This is a genomic window from Spirillospora sp. CA-108201 (assembly GCF_050936235.1).
Taxonomy (GTDB): Bacteria; Actinomycetota; Actinomycetes; order Streptosporangiales; family Streptosporangiaceae; genus Spirillospora.
In genome coordinates this window covers 4,878,315-4,898,856 of record NZ_JBNJNE010000001.1, presented here as the reverse complement: position 1 = coordinate 4,898,856, position 20,542 = coordinate 4,878,315, and the positions used below count along the sequence as shown (strand labels likewise).

The window sequence follows — 20,542 nt, the reverse complement described above, 5'->3', positions numbered from 1 at the left end:
GACACCTCCTCGCCTCGGGCTGTACCCGGCGCCCGGCGGTTAACCGCGCGGCGCCGTCACAGCCCGCGCGGCGCCGTCACAGCCCGCGCGGCGCCGTCACGGTCCGCCCAGTGCCGTCACAGTCCGCGCGACTGGGAGATGGACCCCGAGGTGGCCAGCGTGAAGGTGCGCATCGACTCGGCGAACTTCGACAGGTCCCATTCCGCCGGGCCCTCGTACCAGTAGAGGTTGTCGGCGCCCGTCGCGCGCTCGCCCGCGTCCTTGACCGTCTCGGCCCACTTCGCCACGAGGTCGAACACCACCGCGTACGGCAGGAAACGCGAGAACAGCGCGATCCGCTGGCGCGCGGCCATGGCGTCGTCCTCGGGGAGGGCGCCGCGCTCCAGGAACGCGCGGAAACCGATCGTGTGCGCGAGGACCGTGGCCCCGCGCGCCGTCTTGGCCGGCATGTACTGGCCGCCGTAGGCCAGCGCCGCGCCCGCGATGATCAGCGCGAGCCCGGCCAGCGCCCACTCGGTGGTGAACGCCAGCGCGACCGTCCCGGCGACGCCGAGGAGCGTCACGAGGATGCCCGCGACCGTCCACCGGGACCGGACGGTGTCGGGCCGCCGCGCGAACCAGCCCTGCTTCACCACGTCGTCGTACATCGCGGACCTGACCTGCGCCAGCTTCGTCGCGAACGTCCCGCCGAGCTCCGACAGCCGGACGGCGTCGCGGACGGACCCGTCCGGCGCGGTCAGCAGCGCGTCCAGCAGGATCCGCTCGTAGGGGAGCAGGTCGACCTGCGGGCGGTCGAGGCGCCGCAGGGTCCAGTCGAGGCGGCCGGTGACCGCCCGGTCCTCCTCCTCGATCAGCAGGTAGCCGCGCACGGCGAGGTCGACGATCGTCGCGGTCACGTCGATCACGTCGGCCTGCTCGTCGATCAGCGTGCCGATCTGCCCGGGGCGCACCCCGTCCGGCGGCTCGAACTCCGCCCCGGCCAGCGGGGCCTGGTCGCCCTCGGCGGCCCGCTTCCCGACGGTCCGCGCGTCCCGGCCGCGCAGCAGGTAGAGGGCGAGGACGCCGCCCACCAGCAGCACCAGCAGCCCGCCGAGCGCGGAGCCGGTCACGGCGTTGACCGAGAACGCGGTCGCGACCGTGTGGCGGCGCTCGTAGATCGCGCGGCCGCCCGTCGTCCCGGCGGGCAGGCCCGCGACGACGGTCAGGTACTCGCCCGGCAGCATCCCCTGCTGCGCGAAGACGCCCTGGGTGTGCGTGTGGTTCGTGTAGTACTGCGTGCAGCCGATCGTGCTGCCGATCGGCCCGGTGAAGCAGTTGACGTTGCGGATCATCGCGCCGCCGTCGACGGTGGCCTTCGCCTCGTCCAGCGGCACCTTCCAGCCGCCGACCACCGGCCAGCGCAGTTCCTCCGCGGCCCCCATCCGGGTGATCGCGCCGCGCACGTCGTACTCCAGGACGACCGTGTGGTCGCCGGTCAGCTTCCGGTCGCCCGCCACCTCGACCGTCGTGCTCAGGCCCGCGCTGGACGCGGTGGCCTTCGACGGCCCGCCGTCCGGGCTGGCCGCCCGCAGGTTCTCGATCCTGTAGACGCGGTCCTCGGTGATGCTCTCGTGCGTCCGGGTCGGGTACGTCCGCCGGAAGCCGTCGTGCCCGGCGAACCGGTAGACGATCGTCTCCTTCACCCTGACCGTGCCGCCCTGGACCGCGGTGAGGACGACGTCGTCCTTGAGCACCCGCTCGGCCGCGGCGATACCGGACGCCGCGACACCGGCCGCGGGCGCCTCGCTGACCTCGGCCGCCGTCGCAGAAGTGCTGGTCAGCAGGGGGAAGGCCACCGCCGCCGAGACCGCCAGGGCCACCGGACGCGACCGGAACATCGCCGCAAGAGCAGACATGGCCGCAAATGGTATCGGGAATGCGTGCGATGATTCTGCGCTATGGCAGGTCACTACCCCCCGCCGCCCCCTCCGCCGCGACCTCCGGGACCGCCCTACGGCAGGCCGCCGTACGGTGGGCCGCCGCCGCAGGGGAGGCCGCCGCTCGGCGGTCCGGGGTACGGGTCTCCTGCCTACGGTCCGCCGCAGTACCGTTACACCCCGATGCGGCCGCCGCCGCGGCGCAGCGCGGGCGGGACCATCGCGGGCATCTTCGGCGGCCTGACGTCCCTGGTCGTGGTGGCGATCCTGGGCATCTCGCTGTACGGCGGGAGCCAGGGCGCCGGCGGCGGCACCGGGACGTCCGCCACCACGTCCGGCGGCGCCGGGACGCCGCGGGAGAAGGCGACCAACAGCAAGATCTACAAGACGGGCCCGCTGACGCCGGTGAGCTGCCGCCTGCCGCAGATCCAGCCGTCCGCCCAGTCCATGCGCGGGTTCATGGACACCCTGAGCGACTGCCTCGACGCGGCCTGGACCAAGCAGTTCACCAAGGCGGGCATCGCGTTCGACAAGCCCGACCGGGTGTTCTGGGTCGAGCCGGGGCGCAGCCCGTGCGGCTCCTACCCGGCGCCGGGCGCGTCCGCGTTCTACTGCCCGGCCAACAACACGATGTACGTGGGACTCCGGCACGTCGTGGAGACGTCGGGCGGCGAGCCGCTGTCGCACTACGCCGTCTACGCCCGCGTGATCGCGCACGAGTACGGTCACCACGTCCAGGACCGGGCCGGGATCCTGCTCTACGGGGACGGCCAGATGGACTCCGGCGACACCGCCACCCGGACCGAGGCGAGCCGCCGCATCGAGCTGCAGGCCCAGTGCTTCGCGGGCGCGTTCCTCGGCAGCGAGCGCACCACCCTCCCGATGACCCGGGAGCAGTACAACGCCATGATCAACGACGTGCTGGGCCGGGGCGACGACCGCCAGCCGCCGGAGAAGCGCGACCACGGCTCGGGCCGCCACTACGCGGGCTGGGTGATCAGCGGCTTCAACGGGCGCGACCTGACCGTCTGCAACACCTGGATCGCGTCCCCGTCCAAGGTGAGCTGAGTCCAGGGTGAGCCGGCCTCCCGGCCGGTCTTGAGTTCCTCGCGCACGGGCGGTTGAGTGCCGGTACTCATGCCCGGGACGCGGGCGGGCCGCAGACTCGTCCCATGACGACCTCCAAGCAGCCCGCACAGGCCGGTTCCTCCGCGTTCTTCGTCCAGGCGGCGATCTCGTTCGCCGTCTCCAGCACCGCCGTCGCCGTCGGGGTGGCCTACCTGCCGGTCAGCGCGTGGGTCCGCGCGTTCCTGGCGCTCGGCCTGCTGTACGTGATCACGTCCACGTTCACGCTGGCCAAGTGCGTCCGCGACCGGCAGGAGACCCAGGCCATCAGCACCCGGGTCGACCAGGCGCGCCTCGACAAGCTGCTCGCCGAGCACGACCCGTACGCCGCGCCGTCCCTGTGAGCCCGGCCCCGTCCTTCACCAGGGGCCGAAGCGGCCCACCGCGATGAACACCGCGAGCGCCAGGTAGACCACGTTCAGCGCCACGAACTTCGCCTCGCCGCGCCGGCCGTGCGCGAACATCGCGCCGACCATGAGCAGGACCCAGCAGGTCGCGGTCACCGGCACCATGACCGGCGCGACGCCGACCACGGCGGGCACGATCAGGCCCGCGGCGGCGAGGAGCTCCAGGCCGCCGAGCGCCTTCACGAAGCCGGCACCGATGCTCTCGGTCCACTGCCCGCCGGGCGCCTCGGCCAGCTTGGCCCCGGGCACGAAGACCTTGGTGACACCGCCGGTCATCGCGACCGCGGCCAGCAGTCCCGCCACGATCCACAGCGCCGTGTTCATGAGTTCCTCCCTGGTGGGACGAGTGGTTCGTCCGCAAGACACCGGTGCCGCGGCCCGCGTGACAGCGGGGCGCGTGAGCTGTGCCACGGGCGCGCGGCAGGCCGTCTGACCAGCGGTTATGGGACGACCAACCCGGCATTTCCGTCATGTGAGGCGTTTCACCACGAAGTGCTAGCTATGGTGCTTGCAATAGCAAGCACCATGACGGAGAGTGGAGACATGGCGAGTTCGAAGGTCGGCTCCATCGGGGAGTACATCCGGGAGCAGCGGACGCGGGCGAAGATCTCGCTGCGCCAGCTGGCCGACGTGTCCGGGATCTCCAACCCGTACCTGAGCCAGATCGAACGCGGCCTGCGCAAGCCGAGCGCCGAGATCCTGCAGCAGATCGCCAAGGGGCTGCGGATCTCCGCCGAGGCGCTGTACGTGCAGGCCGGCATCCTGGAGGACCGCGAGGCCGACACCGACGTGCAGGCCGCCGTGCGGGCCGACCTCGTCCTGACGGAACGGCAGAAGCAGGTTCTGCTCGACATCTACGCGTCGTTCCTCAAGGAGAACGAAGCCAGCGGCGTGCTCGGCGCCGAGCCCGACGAGACCGATGAGCCCGCCGAGACCGCCGTACCGGAACAGACCGGACCAGAACAGGCCGGACCAGAGCACCAGGGAAAGGAAGAGGTCGGATGACGCTGGCCAGCAACCTCCGTGAGAACAAGGCCATGTACGCCGTGGCCGGCGCCGGCGACTTCGCGGTGGAGAAGATCCGTGAGGTCCCCGAGCAGGTGACCAGGTACCAGGGCGAGGTCCGCGAGACCGTCGACCGCTACCGCGTGCAGGTCCGCGCGACCGCGGCCCGCTACCGCGGCGAGGTCTCCCGGTACCAGGACCGCGTGGACGCCAAGGACCTGCCGGGCGCCGCCGTCGCGTACGCGACGCACTTCGGCACCCGTGCCTTCGAGTTCATCGACGAGCTCGCCGAGCGCGGCAAGAAGGTCGTGCACCGCGAGGCCTCCGAGGTCGCCGAGATCGCCGCGGCCGACCAGGCCGCGCCGAAGCAGGCGTCCAAGGCCCGCACCGCGCAGCGCCGGACGGCGCAGAGCCGGGCCACCGGGCAGTCCCGCTCCACCACGAAGAAGTAACGGCGCCGAGCGGCGGAGCCCGGCCGGGAACATCCGGCCGGGCTCCCTCGTCCGTACAGGTGGCTGCTCCATCAGGCCGCCCTGGTGGACGGTGCGCATAGGGTTGCGATGAAGGAAGACCCGCGTGCGACGAGGAGTCGCCGTCCGAGACGAGCAGGAGCGCTGATCGCCGATGTCGGGCTTCAACGTGCTGGACTACTTCTTCTGGCTGCTGCTGATCATCGCGTTCGCGATGGAGGCGTGGGCGCTGGTCGACTCGCTGACCGTGCCCGTGAACGCCTACGCCGCGGCGAGCAAGCAGAGCAAGAAGCTGTGGATGATCATCCTGATCGTCGCGACGGTGGTCGGCGCCGCGTACGCGGTCGCGCCGGTGGCGCTCGGCGCGAGCCCCATCGCCCTGCTGCTCGGCATCCTCCCGGTCGCCGCGTTCATCGCCGCCGCCGTCTACCTCGCCGACGTCCGCCCGGCGGTCGGCCCGTACAAGAAGAACAACGGCGGCCGCGGCGGCTCCCGCCAGGGCCCCTACGGCCCCTGGTGATCCCCTGCGTCCCGATATCGCGATGGGGCACCTGGCGAAGTGTCGAAGTGTACACTTCGACTATGGAAAGTGTCCCTTTGAAGGATGCGCGTTCACGACTCGGCAGGATTCATACGTCGGCCGCGCACGGGCAGCCGATCGAGATCACCCGCCACGGGTCCGCCCCGGTCGTCGTGGTGTCCAAGACCATGTACGACGTGATGTTCACCGACCATCTCCGTTGGCAGGCAGAACGGTTCCGGAAGGCTCTGGACGAGGGAACCGTGCCTGAGGGGACTCTCGTCATCCACCGTGACGACCTCGAACGCTGGCGTGAGGCCACGCCCGAGGAATGGGCTGCGGGCGAGCTCGATGCCTGACCACCTCATGATTCCCCCGGCTGTTCGTCATCAGATGGCGGCGCTCCCCGAGGGAATCCGCAAGCTCGTCTTCGACGTCGTCCTCCTGCTGTTAGAGCAGCCTCATCCTGCGGGAAGCCGCCCTTACGAGGGTGTGGCCGACGCGTACTGGCTGGAACTCGACGAAGTGACGCTCTACTACAACGCCTACGGCACCGGCACGATCATCATCCAACAGGTGGTCGTCCACGAGTGAGGTGATCGTAGTCGAGTCGGGTGCCATGAAGGCGTGAGCCGCCGCCTCCGCATCAAGATCGCCGACTGGCCGTGCCCGCCGCCCCGAGCTTCGACGACCGCCTCCGCCGCTAGGCCGAGCAGTTCCGGAAGGCCCTGGACGAGGAGGCCTCCCCGAGGGACCCTCGTCATTCACCGCAATGACCTGGAGCTTTGGCGCGAAGCCACGCTTGAGGAGTGGGCCGCGGGCAGGCTCCCCGGCTTCTGGAGGTGGGCGGCGGGGCCTTGGTCTTGGGCTCGCTGCCAGGCGTAGGCGAAGCGTTCGGGGAGCGGCCACCAGAGGAACGCGTTGTCGGGGGCCTCGGCGTCGGCCGCCGTCTTCAGGTCGGCCTTCCACGACTCCTGGGGCGGTGGTCCCTGGGTCCAGGGGCCGGGGAGGAAGACCTTGCGGCCTTCGCGCGGCTGCTCGGTCCGGACCGCCAGGTTCCGGGCCACCAGGGGGTCGGCGGCCTCGCGGAGGCGGGCGGGGGTCCAGCGGTTGCACTTCCGCACGTGGCGGTCCGTCGGCTCGCCGAGGGTCAGCAGTTGGAGGTAGAGCGCGGCGGAGTCGGGCGGGACGTCCAGACGCCCGGCCGCCTCCTCCACCAGGGACGGCGCCGACGCCGACGGATCGGCCTCGTAGGCCCCCTCCGGCAGCGCGCCGGAGCGGATGCGGTGCGCCATGCCTTCGGCGCCCTTCCCGCGCATCAGGCGCACGCGTTCGAAGGTGTGCCTGCTGTTGCGGGACGCGTCCACCACCTCGGCCAGGCGCTCGGTCCGGGCGTCCACGCCGTACAGGGCGGGGCGGAAGAACAGGCTCGTGAGCCGCTGGTGTTCGACGAGCGCGGCGACCGTGAGGCCGTCGTCGACGTAGTCGACGGTGAGTTCGCTCGGCCCGCTGTGGGGGACGCTCCCGAACCTCTCGGTGATCGCGTCCAGTCCCCGCGTCCCGCGGTCGAAGAGGCAGGCCTGGAGCCGCAGGCCGGGGTGGGCCAGCCGTTGCAGCAGCAGGTCGTAGGCCGCGGGCGCGCCCTCCCGGACCGGGTCGCCGGCGGGAAGCTCCTCGTAGGACCAGCGGAGCCCGAGCAGGACGGCCTCGATCAGGTTCCGCAGTCGGAGCGTCTCGTCGGCCGGGACGCACTTCTGGTGCTTGTATCCAGGGCTGTCGTCGGACTCCAGCCAGGAGTCCAGATCCTGGGTGAGCAGCGGGACGGCGCCGGGATCGACCAGCCATTCGCACAGCTGGGCGCCGGTGACGTTCGGGGCGACCTTCCCGGCCGCCTGGACGGTGCTCAGGGGCGCGACCGTCTTCTTGCCGAATCTCCGCTGCCACGCCTCGGAGATGCACAGCGCCACCCCGCTGAGGCCGTCCGGTTCCCACAGCGCCTCCGGGTCTTGCGGGAGGGCCTCGGCGAGCAGTTCGAGCCGGTCCTCGTCGGTGTGCCCCTCCAGGTCCCGGAACCACGCGTGCTCAAGGTCGCGGAGCGTCACCCCGAGGGTCTTGCGGGCCTGCGGAGTCAGTTTCCGGGTGGGGCCGTTGGGGTGGCCGACGAAACCGCACAGCGCCACGGACGCGGTGGTGCGGGACAAGCCGATCTTCTCGGCCAGGAGGTCCACGGCCTTGCGGTCCCAGGGCACCGGGCCCTTGGCGCGGACCAGCGCGACCAGCCGGGTGAGCTGGTCGGCGTCGCCCCACCTCAGGGGCGCTTCGGCGACGTCCGCGATCGTGCCGAGGGCGGGCGGGGCGCCCTGCCCGAACGCGCGGTCGAGGAAGACCAGCTCCGGATTCCTGCGGGCGATCCATTCCGCGTCGCCGCCGCCGATCGTCATCGCGGACCCGTGCTCGTCCCGCGCGGCGATGACGCCCGCGGCCACGCGTCCCCGGCGCAGCCGGGCGGCGGGATCGGCCATGGGCGAGCGCGCCCACAGCTCCAGCAGCGCCAGCAGGGTCGCTCGATCGCGGTCGGACGTGGCGGGCGAGACGGCCCGCAGCGCGACGGCGCCGATCCGTCCGACCAGCGGCCCCCACGGGCAGATGTCGGACGTATGCCCGGCCAGGGCGGTGGCGGTGTCCGCCGTGCCGGCCAGGAACCGGGCGGCCGTGTCGATGTGGGCGAGCGTCCTCATGGGCGGCCCCCCGAACCCGGCTCTCGTGACGAGCCGGCTCAGCACGGCCTCCGCGTTGGACTCGTGCGGGGAGAGGCGCGTGCGGTCGTCGGTCTGCCCGGTCTCGTCTGCCACGGCCGCAGTTTTACACCGTCCGGCCGACATCGCTGATCTTTCGCCCGATCCGGGCGCCGACAGCACGCCCGATCAGGGCGTGTGATCGGCGGCGGGGCGGACGTCGAGCCGGGCACCGGCCGGCGGGCGCCTCCGCCGGCCGGTGCCCGGCGGCTCAGGGGGACGGCCGCGACAGCGCGTCCACGGAGACGAGACCGTGCTCGACCAGGTCGACGGCGCGGTCGAGCGCGGTGCGCATGGACAGGGGGTCGTAGCCCTCGCGGCGACAGTGCGTGACGACCGCCTGCATGCCGCCGACCGCGATGCCCGCCGAGGCCACCGCGTCGATCTCGGAGATGCCGGGGCACAGCTCGCGCAGCAGCGCCTCGATGGCGTCCTGGGCGTCGGTCATGCGCTGGAGGGCCCGGGCGCGCAGGGCGGGGCGCTCCAGGATGAGGGCGACCTGGACCGGGCCGTAGTCGCGGTGCTCGGCCACGATCGCCTCCAGGACGTCCACGATGCTGCGCCGGATCGTCTCCATGGGGGACTCGCCGGGGGTGCGGCGCAGCCGCTCGGAGACCTCGGCGAGCCGGTCGTCGATCTCGGCGAAGATCACGTCTTCCTTGGAGGGGAAGTAGCTGAAGAACGTGCGGGGCGAGACGTCGGCGGCGGCCGCGATGTCGGCGATCGTCGTCTCCTCGTAGCCGCGCTCGGCGAACAGGCGCAGCGCGGCCGTCGCGATGGCCTGCCGCGTGCGCATCTTCTTGCGCTCCCGCAGCCCCGGCCGGCCGGTCTCCTCCTCCATGTGACGGACATTACCATGGGTGCAAAGTTGCATCTATTGCAAAACTACAGGCGTTGGGTGTTTTCTGCGGGCATGGCGCGTTTCCTGGAGGCACTCGGACGGCTCTGCGTGCGACGGCGCCGCGCGGTGTTCGAGCTCTGGGTCGCCGTGATGCTCGGCGCCGGCGTCCTCGGCCTGACGCACGGGGGGATGTTCGTCCAGCAGAGCACGCTGCCCGGCACCGAGACCCAGCGCGCGCTCGACACGCTCGGGCAGGACTTCCCCGCGATGACCGGGCCGACCGCGACCGTGGTGTTCCACGAGACGCGCCAGGCCGGTCCCGCCGACTGGCGGGTCGCGCTCACCGTCGGACAGTCGATCGAGAACATCGGCGAGCTCGACCGGGTCGCGTTCGTGGAGAACCCGTACGCGCAGGGGATGGGCGGGTTGAAGGACGACGCCGCCGTCGTCGTCCGGCTCAACTTCACCGGCACGATGAGCGACGTCGGCCACGCCGACCTCGACGCCCTGAACCGGGCCGTGGAACCCGCGCGGATGGCCGGGCTGGAGGTGAAGTTCGGCGGGATCGTCGCGATGATCCTCAACCAGCCGAAGGGCGGGCCGCAGGAGGGCGTCGGGATCCTGCTGGCGATGCTCGTCCTGCTGCTGGCGTTCGGCTCGTTCCTCGCCGCGGGCATCCCGATCGTGGTGTCGCTGTGCGGGATGGCGGTGGCGTACTCGCTGATCCATTTCTCCGCGTCGATGTTCCAGATCGCGCCGACCGCGCCGATGGTCGCCGCGATGCTCGGCATCGGCGCCGGGATCGACTACGCCCTGTTCATCGTGACGCGCTACCGGCAGCAGCTCGCCGAGGGCGACGACGTCGAGACCGCGGTCGGCCGCGCGATGGCGCACTCGGGCCACGCGGTCGTGTTCGCCGGCGGCACCGTCGTGTTCGCGATCTGCGGGCTGTTCCTGTCCGGGATCGCCTTCATCGGACGCATCGGGATCGCCGCCGCGCTGGCCGTCGCGATCATGGTCGCCGCCGCGCTGACCCTGCTGCCGGCCGTCCTCGGCGCCCTCGGGCCGCGCATCGACCGGTACCGCATGCCGCGGGTGCGCCCCGACCGCAGTTCCGCCCGCTGGACGGCCTGGGGACGCCATGTCGACCGCCACGCCTGGCCGTACGCGATCGTCGCGACGCTCGTCCTGCTGACGCTCTCCATCCCGACGCTCAGCCTGCGGTTCGGGGTGATGGCCGACAGCATGTCGTCGCCGAAGATGGAGGCGAGGCAGGCGTACGACATCGTCGCCGAGGAGTTCGGCGCGGGCCACTACAGCCCGTTCGTCGTGGTCGCGAAGGTGCCGGGCGAGGAGAAGCGCGCCAAGCCCAAGCGGGTCGTCCCGACCGTCAAGGGGCGCGGGGGGCTGTCCGGCCTGACGGGACCGGCGGCGGCCGGGCCGAGCCCGTCCCCGGAGCCGGCCCTGCCCAAGGGCGCGCCGGACACGAGCAAGAAGCCGGACAAGCGCGCGGTGCTGCTCGGGCAGGAACTCCAGCGGAAGCTCTCCGAGGTGCCCGGCGTGGTGTTCGCCGGGGAGCCCGTCGTGACCGGGACGACGGCGATCGTGCAGGTCGTCCCGCGGGACGCCCCGCACGCCGCGTCGACCACCGACCTCGTCCACCGGCTGCGGAACGTGGAGATCCGCGACGTGCGGGCCGCCCATCCGGGCGCCCGGATCTACCTCGGCGGGGAGAACCCGGCGATCATCGACATCGCCGCGACGGTCGGGGACCGCATGCCGGCCGTCGTCGTCGCGGTCGTCGGCGTCGCCCTCCTGCTCCTGGTCGTCGCTTTCCGGTCGGTGATCGTCCCGGTGAAGGCCGCCCTGATGAACCTGCTGTCGATCGGCGCCTCGTTCGGCGTCGTCACGGCCGTCTTCCAGTGGGGCTGGGGCGTCGAGTTGTTCGGCGTCGACCAGGCGATCCCCATCATGTCGTTCATCCCGCTGTTCATGTTCGCCCTGATCTTCGGGCTGTCCATGGACTACGAGGTCTTCCTGCTGTCACGGATCAAGGAGGAGTACGACCGGACGGGCGACCCGCACGAGTCCGTCGTGACCGGCATCGGGGCGACCGCCCGGCTCATCACCTCGGCGGCGCTCATCATGATCTTCGTGTTCGCCAGCTTCGTCCCGCAGCCGGACCCGATGGTGAAGATGATGGCCCTCGGGCTGGCGGTCGCCGTCGCCATGGACGCCACGATCGTGCGCCTCATGCTCGTCCCGGCGCTGATGAGCCTGCTCGGTCACGCGAACTGGTGGTGGCCGGGCCGCTCCCGCCCGGCCGCGCCGCCGCCCCCGGAACCCGTCCACGAGCAGCTGGAGCTGGAGCTCACGACCTGACCGCGGTCAGGGGATCTGCTCCACGCGGACGCCCGGCACGGACGCGTAGAGGCCCGGCTCGGCGGTGACCAGCGGCCAGCGGCGCCACCGGGCGGACCATGCGGCCTGGGCGGCGTCCATGCCGAGGTTCGGGATCGTCGTGACGAGCAGGCCGGTCTGCTGGGCGATCACGTCGTCGAGGTCGTCGACGTGCACGACCTGCATGCCGGGCAGGCGCTCCAGCACGGCGCGGCCGTGGTCCGGGACGAGCTGCCAGGCGCGGGCCAGCGACGTCGCGGGGATGACGATGGTGGCGTGCTGGGCGATGGACGCCCGGAGCCGGGCGCGGACGTAGACGGTCTTGCCGGTGGCGAGATCCAGGAGCGCGGTCGCGTCGAAGACGTGACCGGTGATCACGCGACGTCCCGGCGGGACGAGGGTCCGCCCTCGACCAGCCGGTCGACCATGGCCTGCTCGTCGGGACTCGGCGGCCCGAACAGGTCGTCGAGCTGCGACGCGTCCCGCAGGTAGGCCAGTTTCAGCCGCGCGCCGTCCGCGAGGAACCCCGACACCGAGGCGATCTTCTTGTCCTCGGCGAGGCCCTGGAGCGTGGCGGCCAGCTCGTCGGGCAGCGTGATGTTGAGTCTCGCCATGGGGCACACGATACACACTCGGACCCCCTCCAGTGTGTACTCGGGTCCTCTCGGCTCCGGCGGAACGCGGGCCGGAACTTGCGGCGGCGAAGTGTCGATCCGGCCGGAGGCCGTTCGTGTGGGGGGCGGAACAACGGCGCCCGAGGAGGACGGAGAGGGAGATGGAAGGAATGAGGCCGGACGGAATGAGGACCGGCGGAGTGCGGACGCTGCTCGGCGGCCGCGGACTGGTCGAGTCGCCGCGCTGGCACGGCGACCGGTTGTACTTCTCGGACTGGTCCGCGGGCGAGGTCGTCGCGGTCGGGCTGGACGGCGCGAACGAGGTGGTGGCGCGGGTCGCGTCGCTCCCGCTGTGCACCGCGTGGCTCCCGGACGGCCGGTTGGTGATCGTCTCGTCGGCGGACGGACTGCTGCTGCGCCGGGAACCGGACGGGTCCCTGGTCGCCCACGCCGACCTCGGCCGTCCGGGATGGAACGACGTCGTCGCCGACGGGCGCGGCGACGTCTACGTCAACCGCCCCGGCTTCGACCCGATGGCGGGGGAGGAGTTCGCGCCGGGGGCGGTCGCCCTGGTGCGGCCGGACGGTTCCGTGCGCGAGGCGGCGGGCGGCATCGCGTTCCCCAACGGCATGGCGGTGCCGCCGGGCGACTCCACACTGATCGTCGCGGACTCCTACGGCGGCGAGCTGGTGGCCTTCGACATCGGCGCGGACGGGGAGCTGTCCGGCCGCCGGATCTGGGCGGACCTCGGCGACGGCGTCCCGGACGGCATCTGCGTCGATGCGGAGAACGCCGTCTGGTACGCCGACGTTCCCAACCGGCGGTGCGTGCGCGTCGCGGAGGGCGGCGAGGTGCTGCGCGTGGTCGACCTCGACCGCGGGGGCTTCGCCTGCGTCCTCGGCGGGCCGGGCGGGACCACGCTGTTCGTCACCGCCGCCGAGTGGCGCGGCATGACCGAGCCCGAGCCGGTGGTGCCCGGCAGCGGCAGGGTGTTCGCCGTCGAGGTCGACGTCCCGGGCGCCGGACGGCCCTGACCGCCCCGCCCGGCGGGCCGGGCGCGCCGCTCCGCCCGGCGGTCCTCGGCCCCGTCACCCACCTGGAACGCGTTCCGGATCTCGAACGGCACGGCCGGCGGCGCCGCAGGGCGCTGGACGCCGCCCTCCACCACGATCGCTGGACGGAGCCGGCGGGCTGACCCGGAGGCGGATCGCCGTGTACGCCAGGAAGGACAGGCCCGCCAGCAGGTAGCAGTTGGCGACCGGGGTCAGGAGGACGTGGAAGCCGTACTCGCGCGGGTCGCCGCCGTGAGGCGTCCACCACAGGGGCGAGACGGCGAAGAGGACGAAGGCGGCCAGGGCGCTCTTCCGGTGGCCGTTCCGGAGGAGCACCGCCAGCGCCGGGACGATCCACACCCAGTGGTGCGCCCAGGAGATCGGGGAGACGAGCAGGCCGGTCGCGCCGGTGACCGCCGTCGCGGCCGGCCAGTCGCCCCGCCGTGCCCAGAGGGCGGCAACCGCGAGTCCGCAGACGCCGATGGCCGGCGGGACGGCCGCGTACCAGTGGCCGACCTCTGCCGTCCCCCGCAATATGCGGGCCAGCGCGCCGTAGGGGGATTGGTTGCTGATGTAGGTCACGCCCACGCGGGAGGTGTCGTAGAAGGTGTGCGACCAATAGGCGCGGGACGCGTCCGGGGCGATGGCGTAGGCGAGGAAAGTGCAGACGGCGAAGGTCGCGGTGGCGGTGACGGCGTCTTTGGTCCGCCTGCTCAGCAGGAGCAGGACGACGAAGACGGCCGGGGTCAGTTTGATCGCGACCGCCACGCCGATGCCGATCCCGGCGGGACGGCCCCGCGCGACGCGATGCAGGTCGGCGAGGACCAGGGCGAGCAGGATGAGATTGACCTGCCCGAGGAAGAACGACTGCCAGACCGGCTGGAGGAGCAGGGCCGCGGCCACCGCGACCACGGGGGAGACCGTGCGGCCGGCCATTCTCACGGTGAGCGCGCACGCCCAGGCGAAGGCCGCCAGCGAGGACAGTTGCCACAGCATGCGAGAGACGACGAGCGGGAGTGCGGCCAGGGGGGTGAACAGCGCGGCCATGAAAGGCGTGTTGGTGAAATAGTGCTCGGCGAGCTGCCCTTGGTAGAGGCGCGAGCCGTCCGTCAGAACGTGCCCGCCCAGCCAGTAGATGCGGAAGTCCAGCGAGTCGTAGACGGCGGAGAAGACGACGATTCCGAGGACTTCGACGGCCAGAATGAAAGGTGCCCAGCGCTTCACACGGCAACGGTCGCGGTGGAGGCGCCCGGCGCGCATCGGGCCGTCGGACACATCGGCGAAAGGCGTTGGTAGCCTGCGGGATTACGCCTCCGGGCCAATGTGCCGGGACGGGGGCGGCGGTTACGATCGGCCCATGTCAGCCCTGTCGGTGCGCCGCGTGAGCCGCGGCACGGGGACGGTCCTCGCCTGGTGCGGCGCCGCCGTGTACCCGGTGGTCGTGTTCGTCGCGTTCTCCCATGGGCAAGCCCCCTTCCAGCAGCTGGAGATCCCCGTCACGGCCGGGCTCACGGTCCTCGTGCTGTCGCTGCTGCGGCGCCGGGCGCTCACCGCCCACGCGATCCTGCTCCTGGCCTGGATCTTCGCCCTGCTGTCGCTGCCGACCGGAGCGGTCGCCGGTCTGCTGGTCCTCGTCACCGGCGTCTCGGCCGGCTACGTCGCGGCGACCCGCGCGCGCCGGGTCTCCGTCCCGGTCGTGGTCGCGACGTGCCTCCTCCAGGCGGCGGCGGTCGCGGCGTTCCTCCAGGCCGACGAGATCCTGCTGATGACGATCCTGCTGGCGGGGGCCGTCACGTACATGGCGGGGAACTCGGTCAGGACGCGGCGCGCGCACGCCGCGGCGATGCGGGAGCAGGCCACCGCCCAGGCCGTCGCCGCCGAGCGGCTCCGGATCGCGCGGGAGCTGCACGACATGGTCGCCCACAGCATCGGGATCATCGCGATCCAGGCGGGCGCGGGCGGGCGGGTCATCGACACCCAGCCCGCCGAGGCCCGCAACGCGCTGCACGCCATCGAGGCCACCAGCCGCGACACCCTGTCCGGGCTGCGCAGGATGCTCACCGCGCTCCGCAGGGACGACCCCGGCGCGGCGCCGCTCGGGCCCGCCCCCGGCCTGGACGACCTCGGCCGCCTCGCCGACGCAGCGCGGGACGCGGGCGTCGCGGTCGAGCTCCGCACGGCGGGGGAGCCGAGGCCGCTGCCGCCGGACGTCGACCTGTCCGCCTACCGGATCGTCCAGGAGGCGGTCACGAACGTCGTGCGGCACGCGGGCACCGACCGCTGCCGCGTGACGATCGGCTACGGCGACGGGGAACTGGCCGTCGAGATCGAGGACGCCGGGCACGGCGGGGTGGTCGGCACCGGGTACGGCCTCGTCGGGATGCGGGAGCGGGTGGACCTGCTGCGCGGCGAGTTCGCGGCGGGCCCGCGCCCCGGCGGGGGGTTCCGGGTGGCGGCGCGGATCCCGGCGCCGGCGGCGGCATGACGGTCCGCGTCCTGCTGGCCGACGACCAGCCGCTGATCCGCGCCGGGCTGCGCGTCCTGATCGCCGACACCCCCGACCTGGAGGTCGCGGGCGAGGCGGGGACGGGGGCCGAGGCGGTGCGCCTCGCGCGGGACCGGGCCCCGGACGTGGTCGTGATGGACATCCGTATGCCCGACATGGACGGCATCGAGGCCACCCGCCTCATCCGCGGCGCGGGGCCCGGCACCGCCCGCGTGCTCATGCTGACCACGTTCGACGACGACGACTACGTCTACGGCTCGCTCCGGGCCGGGGCCAGCGGGTTCCTCGTCAAGGACATGGCGCTGGAGGAGATCCTCGCGGCGATCCGCGTCGTCGCGGCCGGGGACGCCCTCATCGCGCCGGGCGTCACCCGGAGGCTGATCGAGGAGTTCGCGGCGCGGCCGCAACCGGCCGCCGGACGGCCCCGGAACGTGGAGGGCGTCACCGAGCGCGAGCGGGAGGTGCTGACCCTCGTCGGCCTCGGCCTGTCCAACCAGGAGATCGCGGGGGAGCTGGTCATCAGCGTGGCCACCGCGAAGGCGCACGTCGCGCGGCTGCTCGCCAAGCTCGGCGCCCGCGACCGCGTCCAGCTCGTCATCATCGCCTACGAGTTCGGCCTCGTCGCGCCCCCTACAGGCGGTAGTACTACCTGACGTGGTCAGTGCCGGGACCGTCGGATAATCTGGGACGCGTGAAGGGTCTGGGAGAGCTTGAACGCACGGTCATGGAGGTCCTGTGGGCGCGGGAGGAAGCCGGGCACCCGGCGGCCACCGCGCGGGACGTGAGCCGTGCCCTCGCCGACGACCGGGACCTCGCGCACACCACGGTCATGACGGTCCTCGACAGGCTCGCGAAGAAGGGCTTCCTCGAACGCGAGCGCGACGGCCGCGCCTGGCGCTACCACCCGGTGGCGAGCCGCGAGATGTACGTCACCGAGCTGATGCTCGGGGCCCTGAACGAGACCGGTGACCGCGACGCGGCGCTCGCGCACTTCGTCCGCTCCGTGTCGCGGGGCGAGATCGACGTGATCCGTGAGGCTCTCGCGGGCCTCACCGGTAAGGAACCTCCGGCATGACCGGCACCGCCCTGCTCGCATTGATCTCACTGGGGACCGTCGGCGGGGCGCACCTGCTGTCCCGGGCCCGGTGGACGTGGCGCACGCCCCGGATCGGGATCGCGCTCTGGCAGGCCCTCGGGCTGTGCTGGGGCGTCGCCACGATCGGGGCCCTGCTCGGGCTCGCCCTCCTGCCGTACCGCAAGGGCGTCCTCGGCGGGCTGCCCGGCCTCTACGACGACCAGGCGGCCCGGCTCAACCCGGTGCAGGTGGCGGCCCTGCTCGCCGCGATCAGCCTGACCGGCGTGCTGCTGGTCATGCTGATGTTCGCGGTGCTGCGGGTCGTGCGGGCCCGGCGGCGGCACCGGGCGCTGCTCGCGCTGGTGTCGCGCCGCGACTCCTCGGTGCCCGGCACCCTCGTCCTCGACCACCCCGGCGCCGCCGCGTACTGCGTGCCGGGCGTCCGCTCGTCCAAGGTCGTCGTCAGCGCCGGGACGCTGGAGCTGCTCGACCGCGGCGAGCTGGCCGCGGTGCTCGCGCACGAGCGCGCCCACGCCCGCGAGCGCCACGACCTGGTGCTGCTGCCGTTCGCGTCGCTGCGCCAGGTGTTCCCCCAGTTCCGGCTGGTCGGACGGTGCCTGGACGCGGTGGAGCTGCTGATCGAGATGGCCGCCGACGACCGTGCCCGGCACGGCCGCCCGCCGCGGGAGCTGGCGACCGCGCTGCTGCGCTTCGCCGCCGCCCGCCCGGCCGCCGCGCCGTCCGGCACGCTCGGCGTCGCCTCGCACAGCGACATCCCGGTGATAGCGCGGGTGAACCGGCTGCTGGAGCCGCAGCCGCTGTCGCGCCGGACCCGCCTCGCCGCGTCGGTCGCCGTCCCGGTCATCGCCGTCCTCCCGCTGCTGCTCCTGGTCCTGCCGCACTAGTTTTTTTGCGATTCCGGCCCGCTTCGCTCGCCTGGCGGCTCGCTACGCGACCGGAACTGGGCGAACGCGGCATCGCTTCGCGATCTGCCCGGTTTCGCTCGCCTCCGGCTTCGCTCCACCGGGCAGGTCACGCGTTCGCGCGCACGGCCGAGGCCACTTCGGGACCCGCCCTGGCCCGGCGGCGCCGCCCGCCCGTGCCGCTAGTCGGCGAGGACCGTGCCGTAGAGGCGGTCGACGCGCAGGCGGATCACCAGCCGCCGGTCCTTCGTCATCTGCTCCAGGAACGCCCGCTCGTCCGCCGGGTCGTCGAAGCCCGGCGTCATCGCGAGCAGCTCGCGGCCGGTCGCGTCACCGGGCTCCTCGCTGACGGCGGACAGCTCGGCGGAGCCCTCGGCGACCGCGAACGACAGGTGGCCGGGACCGGACGCGTGCAGCGCGGCGCGCGGGTCGCGCCGGAGCTGCTTCACCTTCGCCCGGTCGGCCGTCGTGGATATCCGGATCACGCGCTCCTCCGGGTCCCACCTGTAGACGACCGTGGAGACGTGCGGGTGGCCGCTCTTCCTGTTCGTGGCGAGGACGCCGAACTGCTGCTCGCCGAGGAGGCGGGACAGGCCGTCCTCGCCGACGGGCTCGGGGCCGGGTCCCTGTCCGGGGCCGTACTCGGTCATCTTGATCTCCTTCGGAGGCCGGCGGGGTGGATTCAGACGGTGGTGGGGACGGACTCGACGGGCGCGGCGCCGGCCACGGGCGCCGGGCGGCGCAGGACGAGCAGCGACACGGCGAGCGCGGCGACCAGCAGGCCGCCCGAGACGGCGAACGCCAGGTGGTAGCCGCCGGTGAGGGCGGCGGCGGTGTCCCGCCCGTCCGCCCGCAGGGACTCGACGCGGGACGCGGCGAGCGTGGTCATGACCGCGACGCCGAGCGCCATCCCGACCTGCTGGACGGTGTTGAACAGGCCGGACGCCAGGCCCGCGTCCTCGGGGCGGGCGCTGGACATGCCGAGCCCGGTCAGCGACGGGAGCACGAGGCCGCCTCCGGCGACCAGCACGAACACCGGGAGCAGGTCGGTGGCGTAGTCCGCGTCCACGGGGACGGTCGTCAGCCAGGCCATCGCGCCGATCAGCAGGACGAGCCCGGCCATCAGGACGAAGCGCTCGCCGAAGCGGTTGGAGAGCCGCGCGGAGACCAGCAGCGACACCGCGCCGATCGACACGGCCGCGGGGAGCATCGCGAGCCCGGTGCCGAGCGCGCTGTAGCCGAGCACCTGCTGCATGTAGAGGGCGACGACCACCTGGAAGGAGAACATCGCCGACAGGGTCAGCAGCTGGACGGCGTAGGCGCCGGACACGTTGCGGGAGCGCAGGATCCGCAGCGGCATGAGCGGCGTGGCGGCGCGGGACTGGCGGACGGCGAACCCGGCGAGCAGCAGCAGCGACACGGCGCCGAGACCCAGCGTGTGCGCCGACAGCCACCCGTACCGCTCGACCTTGACGACCGTGTAGATGCCGAGCATCAGCCCGGACGTGACCAGCACCGCGCCGGCGACGTCGGCGCCGGCGGCCAGGCCGGCGCCCCGTTCGCGGGGGAGTGCGGGGAGGGCGAGCAGCATCACGGCGAGGCCGATCGGCAGGTTGATCAGGAAGATCCAGTGCCAGCTCAGCGCGTCGGTGAGCACGCCGCCGAGCACCTGCCCGATGGACGCGCCGGCCGCGCCGGTGAAGCTGAACACCCCGATCGCCCTGGTCCGCTCCCGGGGGTCGGTGAACAGCGTCACGATAATGCCGAGCACGACGGCGGAGGACAGGGCGCTGCCGACGCCCTGGAGGAACCGGGCGGCGATCAGCAGGCCGGACGTGGTGGCGGCGCCCGCCAGCACCGACGCCGCCGTGAAGACCGCGTTCCCGGCGAGGAACAGCGTCCGGCGGCCGACGAGGTCGCCGAGGCGCCCGGCGAGGAGCAGCAGGCCGCCGAGGGGGATCAGGTAGGCGTTCATGATCCAGCTGAGCCCGGCGGGCGAGAAGCCGAGGTCGTCCTGGATGGCAGGGGCCGCGACCGTGACGATGCTGCCGTCGAGGACCGTCATCAGCATCGTGGCCGACAGCACGCCGAGCGCCGCCCATCGGGAGCGGAGCGGGGAGAGCGAGAGGGAGGGCATTGGGTCATCTCCTGTCGGGAAGGACAGGAGAAACCGTAGCAGATAGTTTTGTTGCGGACTATCTATGACGGATTTACTTGTTCCGCTCGCGCGCCCGCCGGGCCGGAGCCGGGGTCTTCGCAGGGGTGGCCAGATGCCCGTCGACCAGGGTGTTCAGTGCCTGGACGAGGGTCTCGCGCTGGTCGTCCGGCAGCGAACCGAGGGCCGCCGCGTGGACGCCGTCCACGAGCTCCTGGCTGCGGGCGGCGACCCGGGCGCCCTCCTCGGTGACCGCGATGATGCGGGCGCGCCGGTCCCGGGACGAGGGGCGCCGCTCGGCGAGCCCGGCCTTCTCCAGGGCGTCCACGGTCACGACCATGGTGGTCTTGTCCATGTCGCCGATCTCGGCGAGCTGGATCTGCGTGCGCTCCTCCTCCAGGGCGTGCACCAGGACGCAGTGCATGCGCGGGGTCAGCCCGATCTCGGCGAGCGCCGCCGTCATGCGGCCGCGCAGCACATGGCCGGTGTGGTCGAGGAGGAACGACAGGTCCGTCTGCGTGCGCGCGGGGGCCATGGAGGTCATGCGTCCAGCGTACCCAAGATGGTTCCGTTCTAGATTATCTGGCAGCCGTCGCATCCGGTGGGATAGCATGGCCGGGTGAAGCGCACCGCATGCCTCGGCTGGTGGCCGTCCTAGGACGGCCACAGTGACGCATGCGATCGGGCCGTCCGCTGGACGGCCCTTTCTCTTCCTCGGTGACGGGCCGGACCCGGCGG

The 20,542-nt window shown here is 72.6% G+C and carries 23 protein-coding genes; 13 read left to right on the top strand and 10 right to left on the bottom strand.

Going from position 1 to position 20,542, the window contains the following annotated elements:
- Nucleotides 1-116: 116 nt before the first annotated feature.
- On the bottom strand, nt 117-1,895 hold the full coding sequence (locus ACQEU6_RS23625; RefSeq protein WP_499335028.1) for a DUF2207 domain-containing protein: 1,779 nt from the start codon (nt 1,893-1,895) through the stop codon (nt 117-119).
- Between the two features lie 204 nt (nt 1,896-2,099).
- Here ACQEU6_RS23625 and ACQEU6_RS23620 point away from each other — a divergent pair, with 204 nt between their 5' ends.
- Nucleotides 2,100-2,984, top strand: coding sequence for a neutral zinc metallopeptidase (locus ACQEU6_RS23620; RefSeq protein WP_499335026.1), 885 nt, complete (start codon nt 2,100-2,102; stop codon nt 2,982-2,984).
- Between the two features lie 104 nt (nt 2,985-3,088).
- The gene (locus ACQEU6_RS23615) at nt 3,089-3,385 is read left to right on the top strand and encodes a YiaA/YiaB family inner membrane protein (RefSeq protein WP_499335024.1); all 297 of its coding nucleotides are present in this window, start codon (nt 3,089-3,091) and stop codon (nt 3,383-3,385) included.
- 15 nt (nt 3,386-3,400) lie between these two features.
- Here the strand turns inward: ACQEU6_RS23615 and ACQEU6_RS23610 are convergent, their stop codons facing one another.
- The gene (locus tag ACQEU6_RS23610; protein ID WP_499335023.1) at nt 3,401-3,772 is read right to left on the bottom strand and encodes a DoxX family protein; all 372 of its coding nucleotides are present in this window, start codon (nt 3,770-3,772) and stop codon (nt 3,401-3,403) included.
- A 219-nt stretch (nt 3,773-3,991) separates the two neighbouring features.
- Between ACQEU6_RS23610 and ACQEU6_RS23605 the strand changes: the two genes are divergently transcribed.
- The 5 genes from ACQEU6_RS23605 to ACQEU6_RS23585 all read left to right on the top strand — a co-directional run bounded on the left by ACQEU6_RS23605 (nt 3,992) and on the right by ACQEU6_RS23585 (nt 6,037).
- Nucleotides 3,992-4,453 carry a helix-turn-helix domain-containing protein gene (locus ACQEU6_RS23605; protein WP_499335022.1) on the top strand — a complete coding sequence of 154 codons (462 nt, stop codon included), beginning with the start codon at nt 3,992-3,994 and terminating at the stop codon, nt 4,451-4,453.
- The gene (locus ACQEU6_RS23600) at nt 4,450-4,905 is read left to right on the top strand and encodes a hypothetical protein (RefSeq protein ID WP_499335020.1); all 456 of its coding nucleotides are present in this window, start codon (nt 4,450-4,452) and stop codon (nt 4,903-4,905) included. The genes ACQEU6_RS23605 and ACQEU6_RS23600 overlap by 4 nt, the downstream gene beginning before the upstream one ends.
- A 172-nt stretch (nt 4,906-5,077) precedes the next feature.
- On the top strand, nt 5,078-5,443 hold the full coding sequence (locus tag ACQEU6_RS23595) for a DUF2516 family protein (RefSeq protein ID WP_218905412.1): 366 nt from the start codon (nt 5,078-5,080) through the stop codon (nt 5,441-5,443).
- 62 nt (nt 5,444-5,505) lie between these two features.
- Entirely contained in the window at nt 5,506-5,802 is a 297-nt protein-coding gene (locus tag ACQEU6_RS23590) for a type II toxin-antitoxin system prevent-host-death family antitoxin (RefSeq protein WP_499335018.1), read from the top strand.
- On the top strand, nt 5,795-6,037 hold the full coding sequence (locus tag ACQEU6_RS23585) for a hypothetical protein (protein ID WP_499335016.1): 243 nt from the start codon (nt 5,795-5,797) through the stop codon (nt 6,035-6,037). Before ACQEU6_RS23590 ends, ACQEU6_RS23585 begins: the two co-directional genes overlap by 8 nt.
- A 170-nt stretch (nt 6,038-6,207) precedes the next feature.
- Here ACQEU6_RS23585 and ACQEU6_RS23580 read toward each other — a convergent pair whose 3' ends face one another.
- Entirely contained in the window at nt 6,208-8,295 is a 2,088-nt protein-coding gene (locus tag ACQEU6_RS23580) for a hypothetical protein (protein WP_499335014.1), read from the bottom strand.
- A gap of 154 nt (nt 8,296-8,449) precedes the next feature.
- Nucleotides 8,450-9,079, bottom strand: coding sequence for a TetR family transcriptional regulator (locus ACQEU6_RS23575; protein WP_499335012.1), 630 nt, complete (start codon nt 9,077-9,079; stop codon nt 8,450-8,452).
- 72 nt (nt 9,080-9,151) lie between these two features.
- Here ACQEU6_RS23575 and ACQEU6_RS23570 point away from each other — a divergent pair, with 72 nt between their 5' ends.
- Complete coding sequence (locus ACQEU6_RS23570) at nt 9,152-11,461, top strand: MMPL family transporter (protein ID WP_499335011.1); 2,310 nt, start codon at nt 9,152-9,154, stop codon at nt 11,459-11,461.
- A 6-nt stretch (nt 11,462-11,467) separates the two neighbouring features.
- Here the strand turns inward: ACQEU6_RS23570 and ACQEU6_RS23565 are convergent, their stop codons facing one another.
- Nucleotides 11,468-11,857, bottom strand: coding sequence for a hypothetical protein (locus tag ACQEU6_RS23565; protein WP_499335009.1), 390 nt, complete (start codon nt 11,855-11,857; stop codon nt 11,468-11,470).
- Complete coding sequence (locus ACQEU6_RS23560; protein WP_179844331.1) at nt 11,854-12,093, bottom strand: ribbon-helix-helix domain-containing protein; 240 nt, start codon at nt 12,091-12,093, stop codon at nt 11,854-11,856. Before ACQEU6_RS23560 ends, ACQEU6_RS23565 begins: the two co-directional genes overlap by 4 nt.
- 185 nt (nt 12,094-12,278) lie before the next feature.
- Here ACQEU6_RS23560 and ACQEU6_RS23555 point away from each other — a divergent pair, with 185 nt between their 5' ends.
- Nucleotides 12,279-13,127 carry an SMP-30/gluconolactonase/LRE family protein gene (locus ACQEU6_RS23555; RefSeq protein ID WP_499335007.1) on the top strand — a complete coding sequence of 283 codons (849 nt, stop codon included), beginning with the start codon at nt 12,279-12,281 and terminating at the stop codon, nt 13,125-13,127.
- Between the two features lie 54 nt (nt 13,128-13,181).
- Here ACQEU6_RS23555 and ACQEU6_RS23550 read toward each other — a convergent pair whose 3' ends face one another.
- A complete protein-coding gene (locus tag ACQEU6_RS23550) occupies nt 13,182-14,369 on the bottom strand; it encodes a glycosyltransferase 87 family protein (protein WP_499335005.1) in 1,188 nt (395 codons plus the stop codon).
- Between the two features lie 133 nt (nt 14,370-14,502).
- Here ACQEU6_RS23550 and ACQEU6_RS23545 point away from each other — a divergent pair, with 133 nt between their 5' ends.
- The 4 genes from ACQEU6_RS23545 to ACQEU6_RS23530 are packed head-to-tail and all read left to right on the top strand — an operon-like array spanning nt 14,503 to nt 17,631.
- Nucleotides 14,503-15,630: a sensor histidine kinase gene (locus ACQEU6_RS23545; protein WP_499335003.1), complete on the top strand. Its 1,128-nt coding sequence runs from the start codon at nt 14,503-14,505 to the stop codon at nt 15,628-15,630.
- Nucleotides 15,627-16,304 carry a response regulator gene (locus tag ACQEU6_RS23540; RefSeq protein WP_499335001.1) on the top strand — a complete coding sequence of 226 codons (678 nt, stop codon included), beginning with the start codon at nt 15,627-15,629 and terminating at the stop codon, nt 16,302-16,304. Before ACQEU6_RS23545 ends, ACQEU6_RS23540 begins: the two co-directional genes overlap by 4 nt.
- Before the next feature lie 38 nt (nt 16,305-16,342).
- Nucleotides 16,343-16,726 carry a BlaI/MecI/CopY family transcriptional regulator gene (locus ACQEU6_RS23535; RefSeq protein ID WP_179844325.1) on the top strand — a complete coding sequence of 128 codons (384 nt, stop codon included), beginning with the start codon at nt 16,343-16,345 and terminating at the stop codon, nt 16,724-16,726.
- On the top strand, nt 16,723-17,631 hold the full coding sequence (locus tag ACQEU6_RS23530) for a M56 family metallopeptidase (protein ID WP_499334998.1): 909 nt from the start codon (nt 16,723-16,725) through the stop codon (nt 17,629-17,631). The genes ACQEU6_RS23535 and ACQEU6_RS23530 overlap by 4 nt, the downstream gene beginning before the upstream one ends.
- Nucleotides 17,632-17,831: 200 nt before the next feature.
- On the opposite strand, the gene ACQEU6_RS23525 is transcribed toward ACQEU6_RS23530, so the two are convergent.
- From ACQEU6_RS23525 to ACQEU6_RS23515, 3 genes are all read right to left on the bottom strand, one after another.
- The gene (locus ACQEU6_RS23525) at nt 17,832-18,299 is read right to left on the bottom strand and encodes a pyridoxamine 5'-phosphate oxidase family protein (RefSeq protein ID WP_499334996.1); all 468 of its coding nucleotides are present in this window, start codon (nt 18,297-18,299) and stop codon (nt 17,832-17,834) included.
- Nucleotides 18,300-18,331: 32 nt separating this feature from the next.
- Entirely contained in the window at nt 18,332-19,786 is a 1,455-nt protein-coding gene (locus ACQEU6_RS23520; RefSeq protein ID WP_499334994.1) for an MFS transporter, read from the bottom strand.
- 73 nt (nt 19,787-19,859) lie between these two features.
- Nucleotides 19,860-20,348 carry a MarR family winged helix-turn-helix transcriptional regulator gene (locus ACQEU6_RS23515; RefSeq protein ID WP_499334993.1) on the bottom strand — a complete coding sequence of 163 codons (489 nt, stop codon included), beginning with the start codon at nt 20,346-20,348 and terminating at the stop codon, nt 19,860-19,862.
- Between the last annotated feature and the right edge of the window lie 194 nt (nt 20,349-20,542).

Excerpts from the sequence above, each read along its gene's own strand:
- ACQEU6_RS23545 (WP_499335003.1), top strand. The coding sequence starts at position 14,503 with ATGTCAGCCCTGTCGGTGCGCCGCGTGAGCCGCGGCACGGGGACGGTC.
- ACQEU6_RS23575 (WP_499335012.1), bottom strand. The coding sequence starts at position 9,079 with ATGGAGGAGGAGACCGGCCGGCCGGGGCTGCGGGAGCGCAAGAAGATG.
- ACQEU6_RS23620 (WP_499335026.1), top strand. The coding sequence starts at position 2,100 with ATGCGGCCGCCGCCGCGGCGCAGCGCGGGCGGGACCATCGCGGGCATC.
- ACQEU6_RS23610 (WP_499335023.1), bottom strand. The coding sequence starts at position 3,772 with ATGAACACGGCGCTGTGGATCGTGGCGGGACTGCTGGCCGCGGTCGCG.
- ACQEU6_RS23605 (WP_499335022.1), top strand. The coding sequence starts at position 3,992 with ATGGCGAGTTCGAAGGTCGGCTCCATCGGGGAGTACATCCGGGAGCAG.
- ACQEU6_RS23520 (WP_499334994.1), bottom strand. The coding sequence starts at position 19,786 with ATGCCCTCCCTCTCGCTCTCCCCGCTCCGCTCCCGATGGGCGGCGCTC.
- ACQEU6_RS23540 (WP_499335001.1), top strand. The coding sequence starts at position 15,627 with ATGACGGTCCGCGTCCTGCTGGCCGACGACCAGCCGCTGATCCGCGCC.
- ACQEU6_RS23625 (WP_499335028.1), bottom strand. The coding sequence starts at position 1,895 with ATGTCTGCTCTTGCGGCGATGTTCCGGTCGCGTCCGGTGGCCCTGGCG.
- ACQEU6_RS23585 (WP_499335016.1), top strand. The coding sequence starts at position 5,795 with ATGCCTGACCACCTCATGATTCCCCCGGCTGTTCGTCATCAGATGGCG.
- ACQEU6_RS23515 (WP_499334993.1), bottom strand. The coding sequence starts at position 20,348 with ATGACCTCCATGGCCCCCGCGCGCACGCAGACGGACCTGTCGTTCCTC.
- ACQEU6_RS23555 (WP_499335007.1), top strand. The coding sequence starts at position 12,279 with ATGAGGACCGGCGGAGTGCGGACGCTGCTCGGCGGCCGCGGACTGGTC.
- ACQEU6_RS23590 (WP_499335018.1), top strand. The coding sequence starts at position 5,506 with ATGGAAAGTGTCCCTTTGAAGGATGCGCGTTCACGACTCGGCAGGATT.
- ACQEU6_RS23615 (WP_499335024.1), top strand. The coding sequence starts at position 3,089 with ATGACGACCTCCAAGCAGCCCGCACAGGCCGGTTCCTCCGCGTTCTTC.
- ACQEU6_RS23560 (WP_179844331.1), bottom strand. The coding sequence starts at position 12,093 with ATGGCGAGACTCAACATCACGCTGCCCGACGAGCTGGCCGCCACGCTC.
- ACQEU6_RS23570 (WP_499335011.1), top strand. The coding sequence starts at position 9,152 with ATGGCGCGTTTCCTGGAGGCACTCGGACGGCTCTGCGTGCGACGGCGC.
- ACQEU6_RS23600 (WP_499335020.1), top strand. The coding sequence starts at position 4,450 with ATGACGCTGGCCAGCAACCTCCGTGAGAACAAGGCCATGTACGCCGTG.
- ACQEU6_RS23530 (WP_499334998.1), top strand. The coding sequence starts at position 16,723 with ATGACCGGCACCGCCCTGCTCGCATTGATCTCACTGGGGACCGTCGGC.
- ACQEU6_RS23595 (WP_218905412.1), top strand. The coding sequence starts at position 5,078 with ATGTCGGGCTTCAACGTGCTGGACTACTTCTTCTGGCTGCTGCTGATC.
- ACQEU6_RS23525 (WP_499334996.1), bottom strand. The coding sequence starts at position 18,299 with ATGACCGAGTACGGCCCCGGACAGGGACCCGGCCCCGAGCCCGTCGGC.